The sequence below is a fragment of the Streptomyces sp. P9-2 genome, from assembly GCF_051903975.1.
In the GTDB taxonomy this organism is placed as follows: domain Bacteria; phylum Actinomycetota; class Actinomycetes; order Streptomycetales; family Streptomycetaceae; genus Streptomyces; species Streptomyces cellulosae.
This window is the reverse complement of sequence record NZ_CP192634.1, coordinates 201,619-217,533: the sequence shown is the minus strand read 5'-3', so window position 1 is coordinate 217,533 and position 15,915 is coordinate 201,619. Positions and strand designations below refer to the sequence as shown.

The 15,915-nt window shown below is 74.5% G+C and carries 12 protein-coding genes and 2 pseudogenes; 9 read left to right on the top strand and 5 right to left on the bottom strand.

What is annotated here, in order from left to right:
- The first annotated feature begins 181 nt into the window (after positions 1-181).
- Entirely contained in the window at positions 182-1,219 is a 1,038-nt protein-coding gene (locus tag ACQY0Z_RS33585) for a DNA topoisomerase IB (protein WP_189898188.1), read from the top strand.
- Between the two features lie 32 nt (positions 1,220-1,251).
- Here the strand turns inward: ACQY0Z_RS33585 and ACQY0Z_RS33580 are convergent, their stop codons facing one another.
- Positions 1,252-2,154, bottom strand: coding sequence for a UbiA family prenyltransferase (locus tag ACQY0Z_RS33580; protein WP_189898548.1), 903 nt, complete (start codon positions 2,152-2,154; stop codon positions 1,252-1,254).
- Positions 2,155-2,227: 73 nt separating this feature from the next.
- On the opposite strand from ACQY0Z_RS33580, the gene ACQY0Z_RS33575 reads away from it, so the two are divergent.
- Genes ACQY0Z_RS33575 through ACQY0Z_RS33565 form a run of 3 tightly spaced genes read left to right on the top strand, consistent with a single transcriptional unit; the run spans position 2,228 to position 4,852 of the window.
- On the top strand, positions 2,228-3,301 hold the full coding sequence (locus tag ACQY0Z_RS33575; RefSeq protein ID WP_189898550.1) for a 3-oxoacyl-[acyl-carrier-protein] synthase III C-terminal domain-containing protein: 1,074 nt from the start codon (positions 2,228-2,230) through the stop codon (positions 3,299-3,301).
- Between the two features lie 10 nt (positions 3,302-3,311).
- A complete protein-coding gene (locus ACQY0Z_RS33570) occupies positions 3,312-3,827 on the top strand; it encodes an isoprenylcysteine carboxyl methyltransferase family protein (protein ID WP_189898190.1) in 516 nt (171 codons plus the stop codon).
- Entirely contained in the window at positions 3,824-4,852 is a 1,029-nt protein-coding gene (locus ACQY0Z_RS33565) for an NAD(P)/FAD-dependent oxidoreductase (protein ID WP_189898192.1), read from the top strand. The genes ACQY0Z_RS33570 and ACQY0Z_RS33565 overlap by 4 nt, the downstream gene beginning before the upstream one ends.
- A 12-nt stretch (positions 4,853-4,864) precedes the next feature.
- On the opposite strand, the pseudogene ACQY0Z_RS33560 reads toward ACQY0Z_RS33565, so the two are convergent.
- Both ACQY0Z_RS33560 and ACQY0Z_RS33555 read right to left on the bottom strand, forming a co-directional pair.
- A pseudogene (locus tag ACQY0Z_RS33560) lies at positions 4,865-6,848 on the bottom strand (SpoIIE family protein phosphatase).
- A gap of 352 nt (positions 6,849-7,200) precedes the next feature.
- On the bottom strand, positions 7,201-7,977 hold the full coding sequence (locus tag ACQY0Z_RS33555; RefSeq protein ID WP_439813466.1) for an alpha/beta fold hydrolase: 777 nt from the start codon (positions 7,975-7,977) through the stop codon (positions 7,201-7,203).
- Positions 7,978-8,307: 330 nt separating this feature from the next.
- On the opposite strand from ACQY0Z_RS33555, the gene ACQY0Z_RS33550 reads away from it, so the two are divergent.
- The gene (locus ACQY0Z_RS33550) at positions 8,308-11,160 is read left to right on the top strand and encodes a lectin (RefSeq protein WP_439813465.1); all 2,853 of its coding nucleotides are present in this window, start codon (positions 8,308-8,310) and stop codon (positions 11,158-11,160) included.
- A gap of 16 nt (positions 11,161-11,176) precedes the next feature.
- Positions 11,177-12,919, top strand: a complete 1,743-nt coding sequence (locus tag ACQY0Z_RS33545; RefSeq protein WP_439813464.1) for a lectin — start codon at positions 11,177-11,179, stop codon at positions 12,917-12,919.
- Positions 12,920-13,091: 172 nt separating this feature from the next.
- Here the strand turns inward: ACQY0Z_RS33545 and ACQY0Z_RS33540 are convergent, their stop codons facing one another.
- Entirely contained in the window at positions 13,092-13,460 is a 369-nt protein-coding gene (locus ACQY0Z_RS33540) for an STAS domain-containing protein (RefSeq protein ID WP_189898198.1), read from the bottom strand.
- A 232-nt stretch (positions 13,461-13,692) separates the two neighbouring features.
- Between ACQY0Z_RS33540 and ACQY0Z_RS33535 the strand changes: the two genes are divergently transcribed.
- The 3 genes and pseudogenes from ACQY0Z_RS33535 to ACQY0Z_RS33525 all read left to right on the top strand — a co-directional run bounded on the left by ACQY0Z_RS33535 (position 13,693) and on the right by ACQY0Z_RS33525 (position 15,401).
- Positions 13,693-14,166: a PAS domain-containing protein gene (locus ACQY0Z_RS33535; protein ID WP_439813463.1), complete on the top strand. Its 474-nt coding sequence runs from the start codon at positions 13,693-13,695 to the stop codon at positions 14,164-14,166.
- Positions 14,163-14,555 (top strand): hypothetical protein, encoded by a 393-nt coding sequence (locus ACQY0Z_RS33530; protein WP_439813462.1) that lies wholly within the window; start codon positions 14,163-14,165, stop codon positions 14,553-14,555. Before ACQY0Z_RS33535 ends, ACQY0Z_RS33530 begins: the two co-directional genes overlap by 4 nt.
- Positions 14,459-15,401: pseudogene (locus tag ACQY0Z_RS33525) on the top strand (PP2C family protein-serine/threonine phosphatase). Before ACQY0Z_RS33530 ends, ACQY0Z_RS33525 begins: the two are co-directional and overlap by 97 nt.
- 13 nt (positions 15,402-15,414) lie before the next feature.
- On the opposite strand, the gene ACQY0Z_RS33520 reads toward ACQY0Z_RS33525, so the two are convergent.
- Positions 15,415-15,675 carry a hypothetical protein gene (locus ACQY0Z_RS33520; RefSeq protein WP_189898617.1) on the bottom strand — a complete coding sequence of 87 codons (261 nt, stop codon included), beginning with the start codon at positions 15,673-15,675 and terminating at the stop codon, positions 15,415-15,417.
- Between the last annotated feature and the right edge of the window lie 240 nt (positions 15,676-15,915).

Below are 15,915 nucleotides of genomic sequence, written 5' to 3'. Positions count from 1 at the left end.
TCGGCCGTCGTCGGCGTCCGGGCACGACCCGGGTGGCCCCGCGCGGCCGATCTACACCCGGCGAACCCCGGGTGCGTGCCGGACGCGGTTTCGCGGGTACCCGCGCACCGTTCCACTTCTCCCCCCTCCCGGTCACGCGCCCGCCGCGTACGACGGTCGGGTTCCACGCCGGGAGGTCCGGTTGCGTCTCCACCACTCCCGCCCCACCGACGCCGGGTACTCCCGGCTGCGCCACGGGCGGGGCTTCCGCTATCTCGACGCCGAGGGCGAACCCCTGCGCGACCGCGAGGAACTGGCCCGCGTCCGCGCGCTGGTCATTCCGCCCGCCTGGACCGACGTGTGGATCTGCGCCCGCGCCAACGGGCACCTCCAGGCTGTCGGCACCGACGCCGCCGGACGCCGCCAGTACCTGTACCACCCGCGGTTCCGCGCCGAGCAGGAGGCCGCCAAGCACGAGCACGTCCTCGACGTCGCCGAGACGCTGCCCGCCCTCCGGGAGGCCGTCGAAGGGCACCTCGGCGACCGGGGCCTGACCCGCTCCCGCGTCCTCGCCACCGCGGTCCGCCTGCTCGACCTCGGCTTCTTCCGCATCGGCAGCGACCGGTACGCCGAGCTCAACAACAGCTACGGCCTCACCACCCTGCTGAAGGAGCACTCCAGCTGCCGGTCGGGCGCGGTGCTGTTCAGCTACACCGGCAAGCACGGCAAGGAGACCGTGCGGACCGTCGCCGACCCCGCCGCCTGCCGCAGCCTCACCGCGCTGCTGCGCCGCAGGGGCGGCGGCGACCGGCTCCTCGCGTACTGGGAGGGGCGCGCCTGGCACGACGTGAGCAACGCCGACGTCAACGCGTACCTCAAGGAGCTGGCCGGTCTCGAGGTCACCGCCAAGGACTTCCGCACCTGGCACGCCACTGTGATGGCGGCCGTCGCCCTCGCCGTCTCGGAGCCGGCCGCCCGCAGCGAGACCGCCCGCCGCCGCGCCGTCGCCCGCGCCGCCCGCGAGGTCTCCGGCTACCTCGGCAACACCCCCGCCGTCTGCCGCGCCTCCTACATCAACCCGCGGGTCGTCGAGTTGTACGAGGAGGGGGTGACCGTGGCGCCCGCGCTGCCGCACCTCGGCCATGAGGCCGCACACGGCATCCCGGCCACCCAGGGGGCCACCGAGCGGGCGGTGCTGACCATGCTGCGCACCGGCGCCCCGCCGGCCGGGGTGGTGTGACCCACGTGGAGGCGGGGACGCTTCGAAGCGCCTCAGACCACCCCTGCCCCCGCCCACACCAACCGCCCCACCGCCAGCCCCGCCACCGCCATCGCCGCCCGGAACGGCCACCGGCTGCCCCGCCCCGCTGCCGTCGCCGTGCCCGTCACGGCCACCGCGCCCGCCACCACGGCCAAGCACAGCCCGCCGGGGCTCACCGCCCCGGGCGGTCCCGCGACGACCACGCCCACCGCCGCCAGCATCACCAGCGGCGCCAGCCACCGGCAGACCGTGCGGCCCAGCCGCTGCGGCAGCCCCCTCACGCCCGTCGCCAGGTCGTCCTCGATGTCCGGCAGCACGTTCACCAGATGCGCCCCCACGCCCAGCAGCGCTCCCGCCGCCACCACCCACCAGGCGGGCCAGGCCGGTCGCGGCAGCCCGAGGGTGACGAACACCGGCAGCGAGGCGAACCCCACGGCGTACGGCAGCGGAGACAGCACCGTGTGCTTCAGCCGCAGGTTGTAGCCCCAGCCCGCCGCCACCCCCGTCAGATGCGCCGCCGCCGCGCCCGGCCCGGACAGCAGCGACAGCGGCACGCACAGCACCAGCGCCGTCCACGCGGCCCCAGCCACCGCCCGCGCCGACAGGAGCCCCTCGGCCACCGGCTTGTCCGTGCGCCCGCACACCGTGTCGCGGCGTGCGTCGGCCGCGTCGTTGCACCAGCCCACCGACAGCTGACCCGCCAGCACCGCCGCGCCCACCGCCGCAGCACCCGCCGGGCGGTGCCCCGCCGCCACCGCCAGCGCGGTCACGAACACGGTGACGGCCAGCGCCGGCTCGGGATGACAGCAGCGCAGCAGCGCGGGGAGACGGCCCGGCGGCGTACGCGGAACAACCCCGGACGGGTGGTGGGACACGGGTGCAAGGTAGCCGGAAGGCGACGGCGAGGAAGTCATTACGGACATGCGTGTCCCCCTCGTCGCCGAACCGGCGCCCGCCACCTCAACGCCCCCGAGCACGACGGCGCCGGTGACCACCGTCGCCGCCGTGCACACCGCGCTGCCGCCCCACCGCTACCCCCAGGACCGGCTCACCGAGCCCATCGGCGACCTGTGTCTCGCCCCGGGTGCCGACCGCGCCGTGCTGCGCCGCCTGCACGCGTCCGCCGGTGTGCGCACCCGCCATCTCGCCCTGCCCATCGAGCGGTACGCCGCGCTGCGCGACTTCCGCGAGAGCAACGAGGCATGGCTGACGGCGGGCCTCGACCTGGCCGAACGGGCGCTCACCACCGCGCTGGCACAGGCCGGGCTCGCCCCGGCCGACGTCGACCTGCTGGTGTGCGCGTCCATCACCGGCGTCGCCGCCCCGTCCCTCGACGCCCGCCTGGCCGGACGGATCGGCCTGCGGCCGGACGTCAAACGGCTGCCGGTGTTCGGCCTGGGCTGCGTCGCGGGCGCCGCAGGACTCGCCCGTGTCCACGACTACCTGCGCGGACACCCCGGCGGGACCGCCGTGCTGCTCACCGTGGAACTGTGCTCGCTGACCCTGCAGAAGGGCGACGACTCCCGCGCCAACCTGGTCGCCGGCGCCCTCTTCGGCGACGGAGCGGCGGCGCTCGTCGCCCGAGCCACCGGGACCGGCACGGAAGCCGGAGCGGAACCGGCCGCCGGGCCGGCCGTCGTCGCCACCCGCAGCCACCTCCACCCGGGCACCGAACACCTCCTCGGCTGGGACGTCGGCGCGGGCGGCTTCCGTGTGGTGATCGACCCCGACGTCCCCGCCCTGGTCCGCCGCGAACTGGGCGACCAGGTGCGCGGCTTCCTCGCCGCACACGGCCTGGACACCGGGGACATCGGCGCCTGGGTGTGCCACCCGGGCGGACCGAAGGTGCTCGACGCCGTGACGGACGCGCTCGCGCTGCCCGACGACGCCCTCACCCCGTCCCGGCGGTCGCTCGCCGCCGTCGGCAACCTGTCCTCCGCCTCCGTCCTGCACATCCTCCAGGGCCACACCGAGGCCCACCGGCCCGCGCCCGGCACCTGGGGGCTCGTCCTGGCGATGGGCCCGGGATTCTGTACCGAACTCGTCCTGCTGCGCTGGTGAGGTGACCGCCATGACCTGGTACACGCTGCTCGTCCTCGCCGTGGCCGCCGAACGCCTCGCCGAACTCGTCGTGGCCCGCCGCAACGCCGCCTGGACCCGCGCGCGGGACGGGGTGGAGCACGGGCGCGGTCACTACCCCGCCATGGTCGTCCTGCACACCGGCCTGCTCGCGGGCTGTCTCCTCGAACCCCTGCTTGCCGGCCGCCCGTTCCTCCCCGCCCTCGGCTGGCCCGCCCTGGCGCTCGCCCTGCTCGCGCAGGCCCTGCGCTGGTGGTGCATCACCACGCTGGGCCCCTACTGGAACACGCGCGTGATCGTCGTCCCCGGCGCCCGTCTCGTCGGCGCCGGCCCCTACCGCTTCCTCCGCCACCCCAACTACGTCGCCGTCGTCGTCGAGGGCGCCGCCCTGCCGCTGGTGCACTCCGCGTGGATCACGGCGACCGTGTTCACCCTGGCCGACGCGGTGCTGCTGACCGTGCGGATCCGCTGCGAGAACGCCGCCCTCACCCACGCGGTGCCCGCGTGAGCCACCCCGACCTCCTCGTCGTCGGCGGCGGACCCGCGGGTCTCGCCACCGCCCTGCACGCCGCCCGCGCGGGCCTGGACACCGTCGTCGCGGAACCGCGCCCCGCCCCGGTCGACAAGGCGTGCGGCGAGGGCCTGATGCCCGGCGCCGTCCGCGCCCTCACCGCCCTCGGCCTGCGCGCCCCCGGCCACCCCCTCACCGGCATTCGCTACGTGCAGGGGCCCTGCCGCGCCGAAGCCCTGTTCCGGCGCGGGCAGGGTCTCGGCGTCCGCCGCACCGACCTGCACACCGTCCTCCACCGGGCGGTGCTCGACGCGGGCGTCCCCGTCCTCCCGCTGCGCGTGGACGCCGTACGGCAGGACGCGGACGGCGTGACCGTCCCCGGCGCGGGGCTGCGCGCCCGGTGGCTCGTCGCCGCCGACGGCCTCCACTCACCCCTGCGCCGCTCCCTCGGCCTCGACCGCCCGGCCCGCGGCCGGCCCCGCCACGGACTGCGTCGCCATTACGCCGTACCGCCCTGGACGTCGCACGTCGAAGTGCACTGGGGACCGGACGCGGAGGCATACGTCACCCCGCTCGGCCCCCGGCTGGTCGGCGTGGCCCTGCTGACCTCGCGTCGCGCGCCCTACGACACGCAGCTCGCCGGTTTCCCCGAGTTGGCCGCCCGCCTCCCGCCGGACACCGCGGTCACCCCGGTCCGCGGCGCCGGACCCCTGCGCCGTGGCTCCCGCACCCGCGTGCACGGCAGGGTCCTGTTCGTCGGGGACGCCGCCGGGTACGTCGACGCGCTGACCGGTGAGGGCCTCTGCCTCGCCCTGACCGGCGCCCGCGCCCTCGTCGCCAACCTCCGCCGGGGCACGCCCGGCCGCTACGACACCGACTGGGCCCGAGCCACCCGCCGCTACCGCGTCCTGACGGAACTGCTGGTCAGGGCGCGCCAGCAACCCGCCCTCGCCCCGCACATCGTGCCCGTCGCCGCGCGCCTGCCCCGCCTGTTCACGGCGGCGGTCAACGCCCTGGGGTGAGCGGGCGGGCGGTCACCCGCAGTCGGGCGTGGGGCTCAGAAGCAGCAGGGCGATGTCGTCGCCGGGTGCCGGGGCGTGCCGTACCAGCGTGTCCGCCATGGCCTCCAGGTCGCGCGGGTCGGACTGCTCCACCAGACCGGCCAGCGCGGCCGTCGCGTCGTCCGGGTCGACGCCCGGCGCCTCGACGAGCCCGTCGGTGTAGAGCACCAGCACGCAGCCGGGCGGCAGCGCGCACTCCAGCGACGGGTAGCGGGCCGTCGGGTCGATGCCGAGGAGCAGCCCCGGCGGGATGGCCAGCAGCTCGGTGCGCCCGTCGCAGTGCCGCATCAGGGGCGGCGGATGCCCCGCGGTGGCCAGGCACGCCCGTCGGTTCCCCAGGTCCAGGTGCGCGTAGAGACAGCTGGTGAACAGACCGGGGTCCAGGTCGGTGAGGAGCCGGTTGGTGCCGCCGAGGACGTAGTCCGGGGGAGCGCCGACGGTGGCGTGGGCGTGCACGGCGGTGCGGACCTGCCCCATCAGCGCCGCCGCGTCCACGTTGTGGCCCTGCACGTCCCCGATGGCGGCCGCCGCCGTGTTCTCGTCGAGCCGGATCAGGTCGTAGAAGTCACCGCCGATGCCCAGACCGCGCGCGGCCGGCAGATAGCGGGCGACGACCCGCAGGCCGGGGATGCTCGGCAGGCTGTGGGGGAGCAGCGCCGACTGGAGCCGGTGGGCGAGCCGGTCCTTGTTGTCGTACAGCCGGGCCCGGTCGAGGGCCTGCCCGACGAGACCGGCCAGGGAGGTGAGGATGGCGCGCTCGCTGGGCGGGAAGGTGTGCGGCCGGTCGTAGGAGAGCAGCACGGAGCCGATGGGACGTCCGGAGGCGATCAGCGGCAGGACCGCCCACGCGGCCATCCCGTCCTCGTGGGTCATCTTCGGGTACACGTCCGCCATCTGCGTGAACGACGGGAAGAAGCCCGGCTCCCCGGTGGCCAGGACCGCCGCGCCCGGGATGTCCCGGCTCAGCGGTGTCCCGTCGAACCGTGCGAGCAGCTCGGGGTTGTAGCCGCGGTGGCCCAGGATCCGCAGCCGGCCGTCCTCCGCCGTCATCAGCACCATGGCCTGCGCCCCGAGGGCGGGCAGCAGCTGCTGCGCGGTCTGGTCGACGACGTCCTGCACGCCGACGGCCTCGGTCAGCGTGGTCGCCAGGTGCATCAGGTGGTACAGCATCGTGGCCCGGCCGGGACCGTGCGGCATCCGCGTGACCGGGTCGGCGTCCTGCCCGTCGCCGGTGCGGTCGATCCGCACGCTGATGCCCGAGGGGTCCGGGTACAGCTCGAACGACAGCCAGGTGCCGGGCGGGCGCAGCACCCGGAACGACTGCGGGGTGCGGCTGATCAGCGCCGCCCGGTAACGGTCCTCGACGTGGGGGACGTCCATCCACGGCAGCGCCTCCCACGGCAGGGCGCCCAGCAGCCGGTCGGGTGAGGCGCCCACGAGGTCGGCGGCGGCCGGGGTGACGAGGGTGATCCGCCCGTTCAGGTCCAGGCCGACGTACCCGCCGGGCAGCCGGTCGAGCAGCGCCGTGCCGGCCCACGCCTCCTCGGCGGTGGGGGTGCGTCCCGGTTCCGGCGGCAGGATGTGCGGCCGGCCGGGGGAGACGACGGCCTCGCCGCGCCGGGCGGCCTGTTCGAAGAGGTGCCCGAGGCGCCGGGAGCCCGCGCGGACGGCGTCGTGCTCGGCGCGGCTGAGCTGCGGCCGGCAGCACCACGGCCGGCCGGGGATAGCGGCGCGCCATCTCCTCCTGGCTGTTCACCCACACCAGGCGCTCCTCGCGCACCGCGTCGGCGACCGGTATCGGGTCGCCCACCGCGACCTGGGTCCACGGCGCGACGACCTCGCGCGGGGCGCCCGCCACATGGGACAGCCAGAGGGCCGTGCGGTCGGGGGTGAGGACGTAGAGCATGGCGCCGGTGGCGCGGGTCGCCCGCACGACGTCGGCCAGGGCGGTGTCCATCAGTCACCCGCCCGTCCCGGCGGGGACGAGCCCGCCGACTCGACCGGCGTCGCCCGAACTGCTCCCATATCGGGACAGTACGCCGAATCCTTGCCGGAGGCATCCAGCGTCCGGGCGGCCCCCGGGCCCTGCCTGGCTGCGGGCATTCGTGCCCCCCCAGTGCCTTGAGGGCCTGGGAGGTACCCCAGGGCCACGGGGGTACCTCCCGGGTACCTCCCGCTCGAGCGAAGCCGAGAGTGGGGGAGGGTGGGCGCAGCGGCCTCAGCCTGCCAGCGGCCCGAGCGTCCCCCGTGCGGGCAGCCAGGTCCGGGCACCTGTACAGCACCGCAAGCCGCACCCCCGGGCGCCGTGCTCAGGCGCGCAGCACCGGCATCATCGTCTCGGGCGCGCCGCCCGCGAGGTGGTCGAGGATCATCCGGTCGACCTCGGCGGGCTTCTCCAGCGGCACCAGATGGGACGCGCCGGGGATCACGGCGAGCCGGGCGTCGTGGAGCGCGTGGTAGAGGGCCGCGGTGTGCTCCAGGGTCATCAGGTCGTCGTCGCCGGTCATGACGAGGGTGGGCGCCCGCACCGCCGCCAGGTCGTCGGCGTCGAGCGTCGGCTGGGTGCGCCACATGTCGATCATCCGCGTCGCCACGGCAGGCCAGTGGTCCGGCCCGTCCGGGCTCGCGGCCGCGTACAGCTCGCGGAAGAAGGCCATGTCGGCGCTGTCCGGGGTCAGCGCGTCGAGCATCTCCGGCGCGACGAACGCCTCCGGCGCGGGCCGGAAGTTCGCCCCGATCACCACCATCCGGCGCACCAGGTCGGGCCGGGCGAGGGCGGTCAGCAGCGCCACGACGCCCCCGTCGCTCCACCCGACCAGATGGGCAGGGCCGCCCACCACGGACTCCAGGAACGCCACCGTGTCACCGGCCATGTCGGTGTACGACAGCGGACCCGCGACGTCCGGGGTGCGCCCGTGCGCCCGCCGCTCGGGGAGGTGGACACGGTAGGAGGCGGCGAGGTCGGGCCGCTGCGCGCCCCAGGTGTCGTTGGTGCAGAACCCGCCGTGCAGCAGCACCAGCGCATCGCCGGAGCCCTCGGTCTCGTACCAGGTCCTGACCCCGGCGAGGTCCGCGTAGTCACCCATGCGTTCCCGCCCTCCAGGGACGTACGGCCGTCCCCGGCCAGTGTCCGGCGGCCCCGGAACGGCCGCAACGCGGCCCCCGACACCCGCGAAGCGCCCCCGTGCCGCACCGGCCGGAACACTTTGTCCCAGCGGTGGAAGAAGGCGCGGGACGCCGTGCGAAAGGGGTTACGTCTTCGCGCCCCGCCCGCTAACTTCCTTGAAACACACCGGTCTTGAGGCCTACGGGCCGACCGGCCGGCGCTCCATGGCGCGACGGCGCGCGCCTGTGCTCCTTCACGGCAGCCCCCTGCCCTGGGCCTGCCGCCACCCCCCACTGCCCTGGAGAGCTCCGTGCGCACGAGACCGCTCGGACACAGACGTGTCCGCACCCTTCTGACCGCACTGACCTGCGCCGCCGCCCTGGCCCTCCCCATGGGCCCCGCGGCGGCCGCCGCCCCCGCCCCCGTTGACCGGGTGGCCGCCGCCCCCGAGGACTTCCAGCAGGTGACCCTCGCCAAAGGCGTGGCCGAGACGGGTGAGCCCATGACCCTGGCCGTGCTGCCCGACCGTTCGGTGCTGCACACCTCCCGCGACGGCACCCTCCGCCGCACGGACGCGGCCGGCACCACCACCGTCGCCGGCAGGCTCGACGTCTACAGCCACGACGAGGAGGGCCTGCAGGGCGTCGCCGTCGACCCCGGCTTCGCCTCCAACCGCTTCGTCTACCTCTACTACGCGCCCCGGCTGAACACCTCCGCCGGGGACGCCCCGTCCGACGGCAGCGCCGCCGACTTCACCCCGTTCGACGGCGTCAACCGCCTCTCCCGCTTCGTCCTGCGGCCCGACAACACCCTGGACACGACGAGCGAGAAGAAGATCCTCGACGTGCCCGCCTCCCGCGGCCTGTGCTGCCATGTCGGCGGCGACATCGACTTCGACGCGGACGGCAACCTGTACCTGTCGACCGGCGACGACACCAACCCCTTCGCCTCCGACGGCTACACGCCCGTCGACGAGCGCGCCTCCCGCAACCCCGCCTACGACGCCCAGCGTTCGGCCGGCAACACCAACGACCTGCGCGGCAAGATCCTGCGCATCAAGGTCCAGGCCGACGGCAGTTACACCGTCCCGCCCGGCAACCTCTTCCCGCCGGGCACCGACAGGACCCGCCCCGAGATCTACGCGATGGGCTTCCGCAACCCGTTCCGCATGAGCGTCGACCAGGCCACCGGCACCGTCTACGTCGGCGACTACGGCCCGGACGCGGGAACGGCCAGCTCCACCCGAGGCCCCGCAGGGCAGGTCGAGTTCAACCGCGTCACCCGGGCCGGCAACTACGGCTGGCCCTACTGCACCGGCCGGAACGACGCCTACGTCGACCACGACTTCGCCTCCGGTTCCGCCGGCGCCCGCTTCGACTGCTCCGCCCCGAGGAACACCTCACCGCGCAACACCGGCCTGACCGAGCTGCCGCCCGCCCAGCCCGCCTGGATCCCCTACGACGGCGGCTCGGTACCGGAGTTCGGCACCGGCTCCGAATCCCCGATGGGCGGCCCCGTCTACCGCTACGACGCGGAATCGGCCTCCGATGTGAAGTTCCCCCAGGAGTACGACGGCGACTTCTTCGCCGGGGAGTTCGGCCGCCGCTGGATCAAACGCGTCGAGACCGGCGGCGACGGGACCGTGCAGTCCATCGACGCGTTCCCCTGGAACGGCACCCAGGTGATGGACATGGCCTTCGGCCCGGACGGCGCCCTCTACGTCCTCGACTACGGCACCGGCTACTTCAACGGCGACCACAACTCCGCCCTGTACCGCATCGAGCACGTCACCGGCGGACGCGCCCCGCTCGCCCAGGCCGCCGCCAACAGGACCTCGGGCATCGCGCCCCTCACGGTCGCCTTCTCCTCGTCCGGCACCTCGGACCCCGACGGCGACACCCTCGGCTACGCCTGGACCTTCGGCGACGGCGCCACCTCCACCGCCGCCGACCCCTCGCACACCTACACGGCCAACGGCCAGTACACGGCGACCCTCAAGGTCACCGACCCGTCCGGCAAGTCGGCCACCGCGTCCGTGCGGATCACCGTCGGCAACACGGCCCCGACCGTACGCATCGACACCCCCGCCGACGGCCGCATCTACGACTTCGGCGCCGCCATCCCCTTCAGCGTGACCGTGACCGATCCGGAGGACGGCGCCGTCGACTGCTCCCGGGTGAAGGTCACCTTCGTCATCGGCCACGACAGCCACGGCCACCCGCAGACCTCCGCCACCGGCTGCACCGGCACCCTGCGCACCCTGGCCGACGGCGAGCACGACCCGAACGCCAACATCTTCGGGGTCATCGACGCCGAGTACACCGACCGGGGCGCGAACGGCCAGCCCGCCCTCACCACCCACGACCAGCACATCACCCAGCCCAGCCACCGGCAGGCCGAGCACTACGGCGACTCCGCCGGCGTACAGATCATCGACAAGGCGTCCGCGCACGGCGGCAGGACGGTCGGCGAGATCCACGACGGCGACCGGATCTCCTTCACTCCGTACAGCCTCGACAACGCCTCCCGCTTCACCGCCCGCGTCTCCTCGGCGGGCAGCGGCGGCACGATCGAGATCCGCGCGGGCTCCCCGACCGGCGCCCTCCTCGGCACGGCCACCGTCCCGGTCACCGGAGGCTGGGACATCTTCCGTGACGTCACGGCGCCCCTGAGCGGCCGGCCGGCCGGAGCGACCACCCTGCACCTCGTCTTCAAGGGCGGCGCCGGACCGCTGTTCGACGTGGACGAGTTCTCCTTCGACACCGGCGCCACACCGGGGCCCCGCACCGGTGAGATCCGGGGCGTCGACGACAAGTGCCTGGACGTGGACAACGCGGGGACGGCGGACGGCACGCGGGTGCAGATCTATGCCTGCAACTCCTCCGCCGCCCAGCGGTGGACCGTCTCGGCCGACGGCACGCTCCGGGCGCTGGGCAAGTGCCTCGACGTGTCCGGGGGCGGCACCGTGGACGGCACCCGCGTCCAGCTGTGGACGTGCAACGGCACGGGCTCGCAGGTGTGGGCCGCACAGTCCGACGGGACCGTGCGGAACCCGCAGTCGGGCAAGTGCCTGGACGCCTCGGGCGGCACCTGGGAGGACCGCACCCCGGTCCACCTGTGGACCTGCCACACCGGACCCAACCAGAAGTGGACCCTGCCGTAGGAAGGAGGCGCCCCCCATGCGCACCCCCTGGAAAGCAGCACTCGGTCTGATCGCCGGCGCCGCGCTCTGCCTGACCCCTCAGGCCGCCGCGACCCCCGGCGCCGCGCCCGCCGACGCGCCCCTGGCGGCGCCGGCGGCCGACCCCGCGTACCGCATCCTCGTCTTCTCCCGAACGGCGGGCTTCCGCCACGACTCCATCGACGAGGGCATCACCGCCCTGCGGGAACTCGGCGCGGCCGGCAACTTCACCGTGACCGCCACCGAGGACCCGGCGGCCTTCACCACCGACAACCTCGCCCGGTACCGGGCCGTCGTCTTCCTCTCCACCACCGGCGACGTCCTCGGCCCCGCCCAGGAGACCGCCCTCGAGCAGTACATGGGCGCCGGCGGCGGCTACGTCGGCGTCCACGCCGCCGCCGACACCGAGTACGACTGGCCCTTCTACGCGGGACTGGCCGGCGCCCTGTTCCAGTCCCACCCGGCGATCCAGCCCGCCACCGTGCGGGTCGAGGACCGGGCGCACGACGCCACCGCCCACCTCGGCACCGCCTGGCAGCGCACCGACGAGTGGTACAACTACCGCACCAACCCCCGCTCCACCGCCCATGTCCTCGCCTCTCTGGACGAGTCCAGCTACTCCGGCGGCACGATGTCCGGGGACCATCCCATCGCCTGGTGCAAGGACTACGCGGGCGGCCGCGCCTTCTACACCGGCGGCGGCCACACGGCCGAGTCCTACGCCGAACCCGCCTTCCGCCGTCACCTCCTCGGCGGCATCCGCTGGGCCGCCGGCACGACAAAGGCGGACTGCCGCCCCGAGACCGGCTACACCCCGCTGTTCGACGGCACCGGCACCACCGGCTGGAAACAGGCGGGCCCCGGCGGCTTCACCCTGAACGACGCCACCCTCACCTCCCAGGGCGGCATGGGCCTGTTCTGGTACGACCGGGAGATCACCGGCGACTACTCCCTCAAGCTCGACTGGAAGCTGCACGGCGACGACAACTCCGGTGTCTTCCTGGGCTTCCCCGCCTCCGACGACCCGTGGTCCGCCGTCGACCAGGGCTACGAGATCCAGATCGACGCCACCGACACCGCCGACCGCACCACCGGCGCGGTCTACGGCTTCCAGTCCGCCGACATCGCCGCCCGGGACGCGGCACTGAACCCGCCGGGGGAGTGGAACACGTACGAACTCCGCGTCACCGCGGAACGGCTTGAGATCTTCCTCAACGGCCGGAAGATCAACGACTTCACCAACACCGACCCCGCCCGCAGCCTGCGCGACGGCCACATCGGCCTGCAGAACCACGGCGACGGCGACCAGGTGTCCTTCCGCAACATCCGCCTCCACCAGAACGGCGCCACACCGGGGCCCCGCACCGGTGAGATCCGGGGCGTCGACGGCAAGTGCCTGGACGTGGACAACGCGGGGACGGCGGACGGGACGCGGGTGCAGATCTACGCCTGCAACTCCTCCGCCGCCCAGCGGTGGACGGTGCCCGCAGACGGGACGCTGCGGGCGCTCGGCAAGTGCCTGGACGTGTCCGGGGGAGGGAGCCTGGACGGTACGCGGATCCAGCTGTGGACGTGCAACGGAACCGGTGCGCAGGTGTGGGCCGCGCGGTCCGACGGAACCGTGCGCAACCCGCAGTCGGGCAAGTGCCTCGACGCCTCGGGCGGCACCTGGGAGGACCGCACCCCGGTCCATCTGTGGACCTGCCACACCGGACCCAACCAGAAGTGGACCCTGCCCTGAGTCAGGACAGCACCTCGTAGGTCAGGTGGGTGACCCTCCGGGCCGGCCGTGACGCGGGACCCCGTCGAAGAGGCGGGGTCCCGCCCCGGGCGCCGGCGGCGACGATGAGCAGCCGCGCAGGACCCTGACCGCCGGGCGGGGGAGAGGCACGAGCGTGCACCCGTACGGGTGGTCAGGGCAGGGGCGGCCGGGCGGCGCGGAGCGCGTCCTCGACGCCGGCGTGGAAGGTGAACACCTCGTCCAGCCCCACCATGCGCAGCACCCGCATCTGGGCCGGGGCCACGCCCGCCAGGCTGAGCTGCGAGCCCTTGTCCCGCGACCGTCGGTGCGCCGTCACGAACACGGTGATCCCCGACGAGTCGCAGAAGGTCAGCCCCGACAGGTCCAGCACCACACCGTAGGGACCGAACGGCGCCTCGTTGACCGCCTCCGTCAGCAGCGGCGCCGTGTGGTGGTCGAGCTCCCCGGCCACCTCCAGGACGTAGGGCCCCGTGGCGCTCGGGCGGGGGGTGACGGTGAACGTCTCGTCCGGTACGGACACGAAATCTCCTCGGCGGGGTGTTCGGCGCATGCGGGTGAGCCCGACCTCCGCCCATCCCCACGGTGCCCGGCCGGCCGGTTCATCCTACGAAGTCCGGGCAGGTGTCTCGTGCACGCCCCGGGCCGTCGCACCGCCTACCCACCCCGGTCCGCTCCATGCGGAGCCCCGTACACAAGGGGCGGAACGCCCGCGGATGTGGGGAACGTGCGATGATCCGAAGGGGTGAGAGGGCATGGAGACGGTGGAACCGGAACACGACGGGGAGACGGCCGGGGTGATCGGCGACACGATCACCCCGATCGGCACCGGCGCCTACGTCGTGGACGGACGCGGGACGATCGTCGCGGTCAACGCGGTCGCCGAGCGGCTGCTGGGGCGGCCCGCCGCCGCACTCGTCGGCGCCGACGCGCACGACCTGCTGCACCGCACCGCCCACGGCGAGACCCTGCCGACCTCCCAGTGCCGCATGCGGCCCGCCTTCCTCTCCGGCCGCCCCGCCCAGGACGGCGGGGAATGGTTCGAGAAGGGCGACGGCACCCTGCTCCCCGTCGCCTGGACCATCACCCCCTACGACGCCGGCACCGACGACACCTGCGTCCTCGTCCTCTTCCACGCCCGCGAGACCCCGCCGAGGCGCCCGGCCCGCCCGCGGCCCGCCAGGGGACGCTCGACGAGCTGGAGCGGCTCGCCCTGCTGGCGGAGATGACCACCCAGCTGACGTCCACCCTCTCCGTCGACGAGGCACTGCGCCGGCTGGTGTCCCTGGTGCTGCCGCGCCTCGCGGACTGGGCGGTGATCGACCTGATCAGCGAGCGCGACGAGGTGTGGCGCACCAAGGTGGTGCACCTGGAGGACGGCCTCCCCGTCTCCCGCCGTGACCTCGAAGGGCCGATGGCGCCCGTCCCCGACGAGTCCCCGATGCCCCTGTCCCGCGCCCTGCGCGGCGCCTCCTCGACGATCGCCGGCCCGGAGACCTACGAGGTGTCCCCGACTCGGGCATCGCCGTCGAGCAGCGCCGGCTGTTCGAGGCCACGGGAATGCACTCGGCCGCCATCGCCCCCATCCGCGGGCTGCGCGAGGTCCTCGGCGCCCTGACCCTCGGCCGCTCCGAACGGGCCGACGCCTTCACCCCCGACGACCTGACCCTGCTGGAGGACATCACCCGCCGCGCCGGACTCGCCCTGGACAACGCCCGCCTCTACCAACGGCAGCGCAAGGTCGCCGAGACCATGCAGCGCTATCTGCTGCCCCAGCTGCCGCGCGTCCCCGGCCTGGAGATGACGTCCCGCTACCTGCCCGCGCCGGACGCCTCCCACGTCGGCGGCGACTGGTACGACGCCTTCCCCCTCGGGGAGGGCGACACCGCCCTGGTCGTCGGCGACGTCTCCGGGCACGACCTGGACGCCGCCGCGGGCATGGCGCAGCAACGTGCTGCGCTCCTACGCCTGGTCCTCACGGGACGAGCCGCCCGGCCGGGTCGTCGAGCGGGTGGACCGCGCCGTGCTGCGCATCACCGACGTCTCCATGGCCACCCTGGTGCTCGCCGTCCTCGGCACGGACGAGGAAGGGCGCTGGACCCTGCGCTGGACCAACGCCGGCCATCCGCCGCCCCTGCTGGTCACCCGGGAGGGCGTCGCCGACTACCTCACGGAGGGCGGCGGGATGCTCCTGGGCACCGGCACGGACCGTCCGCGCGCCGACGGCTCGACGGTCCTGCCCCCGGGCGCCACCCTCGTCCTCTACACGGACGGGCTGATCGAGGCGCCCAGCCACACCATCGACGAAGGGCTGGAGCGGCTGCGCCGGCACGCCGCCGCGCTCGCCCACCGCCCGGTCGGGGAGTTCACCGACGAACTGCTCCGCCGGGCGCGCCCCGCCGACAACGACGACGACGTCGCCCTCCTCGCGGTCCGCGTCGGCACCCGGCCGGCACGCGGCTGACCTTTCCCTCGCGTCACGCCCCTTCCGCAGGCCGGCGGGATCTCTCACGCAGCCGGGCCACGGCCGCCTGGAGGTCGTCGAAGGCGTGCTGCTCGTGCCACGGGCCGGTGCGCGCCCCCGGCAGCAGGCTGTCCCGGGCCGCGCGGGCCCGCGCGTACGCCTCGAACCGGGTGACCACCTCGGCCACGGCATCAGGAGGCGGGGAGTCGTTCTGCGAGCTTTCGCGGGAGGAGGGGGAGGACCCCTTCCGCCGCGCGTTCGTACGTCCGGTCATGCCCGCATCCTGACCGGGCCCCCGGCCGCTCCACACTGCACGCCTCCGGACGAGGACGCCGGGCCGACGTTGCCGGGAGCGGGCAAGGACGACGGGGACCTCCCAGAACCGTTCGCAATCCGTGCACGAAGTGACGCCGCTCGGACGGGTGAAGTAGCCCGCCGCTCGGCGGGTGTCAGAACCCGACGACCGGTTACCTGACATAGCGTCGATCCGGCACCCGTGTGCCGATCGCGCCCG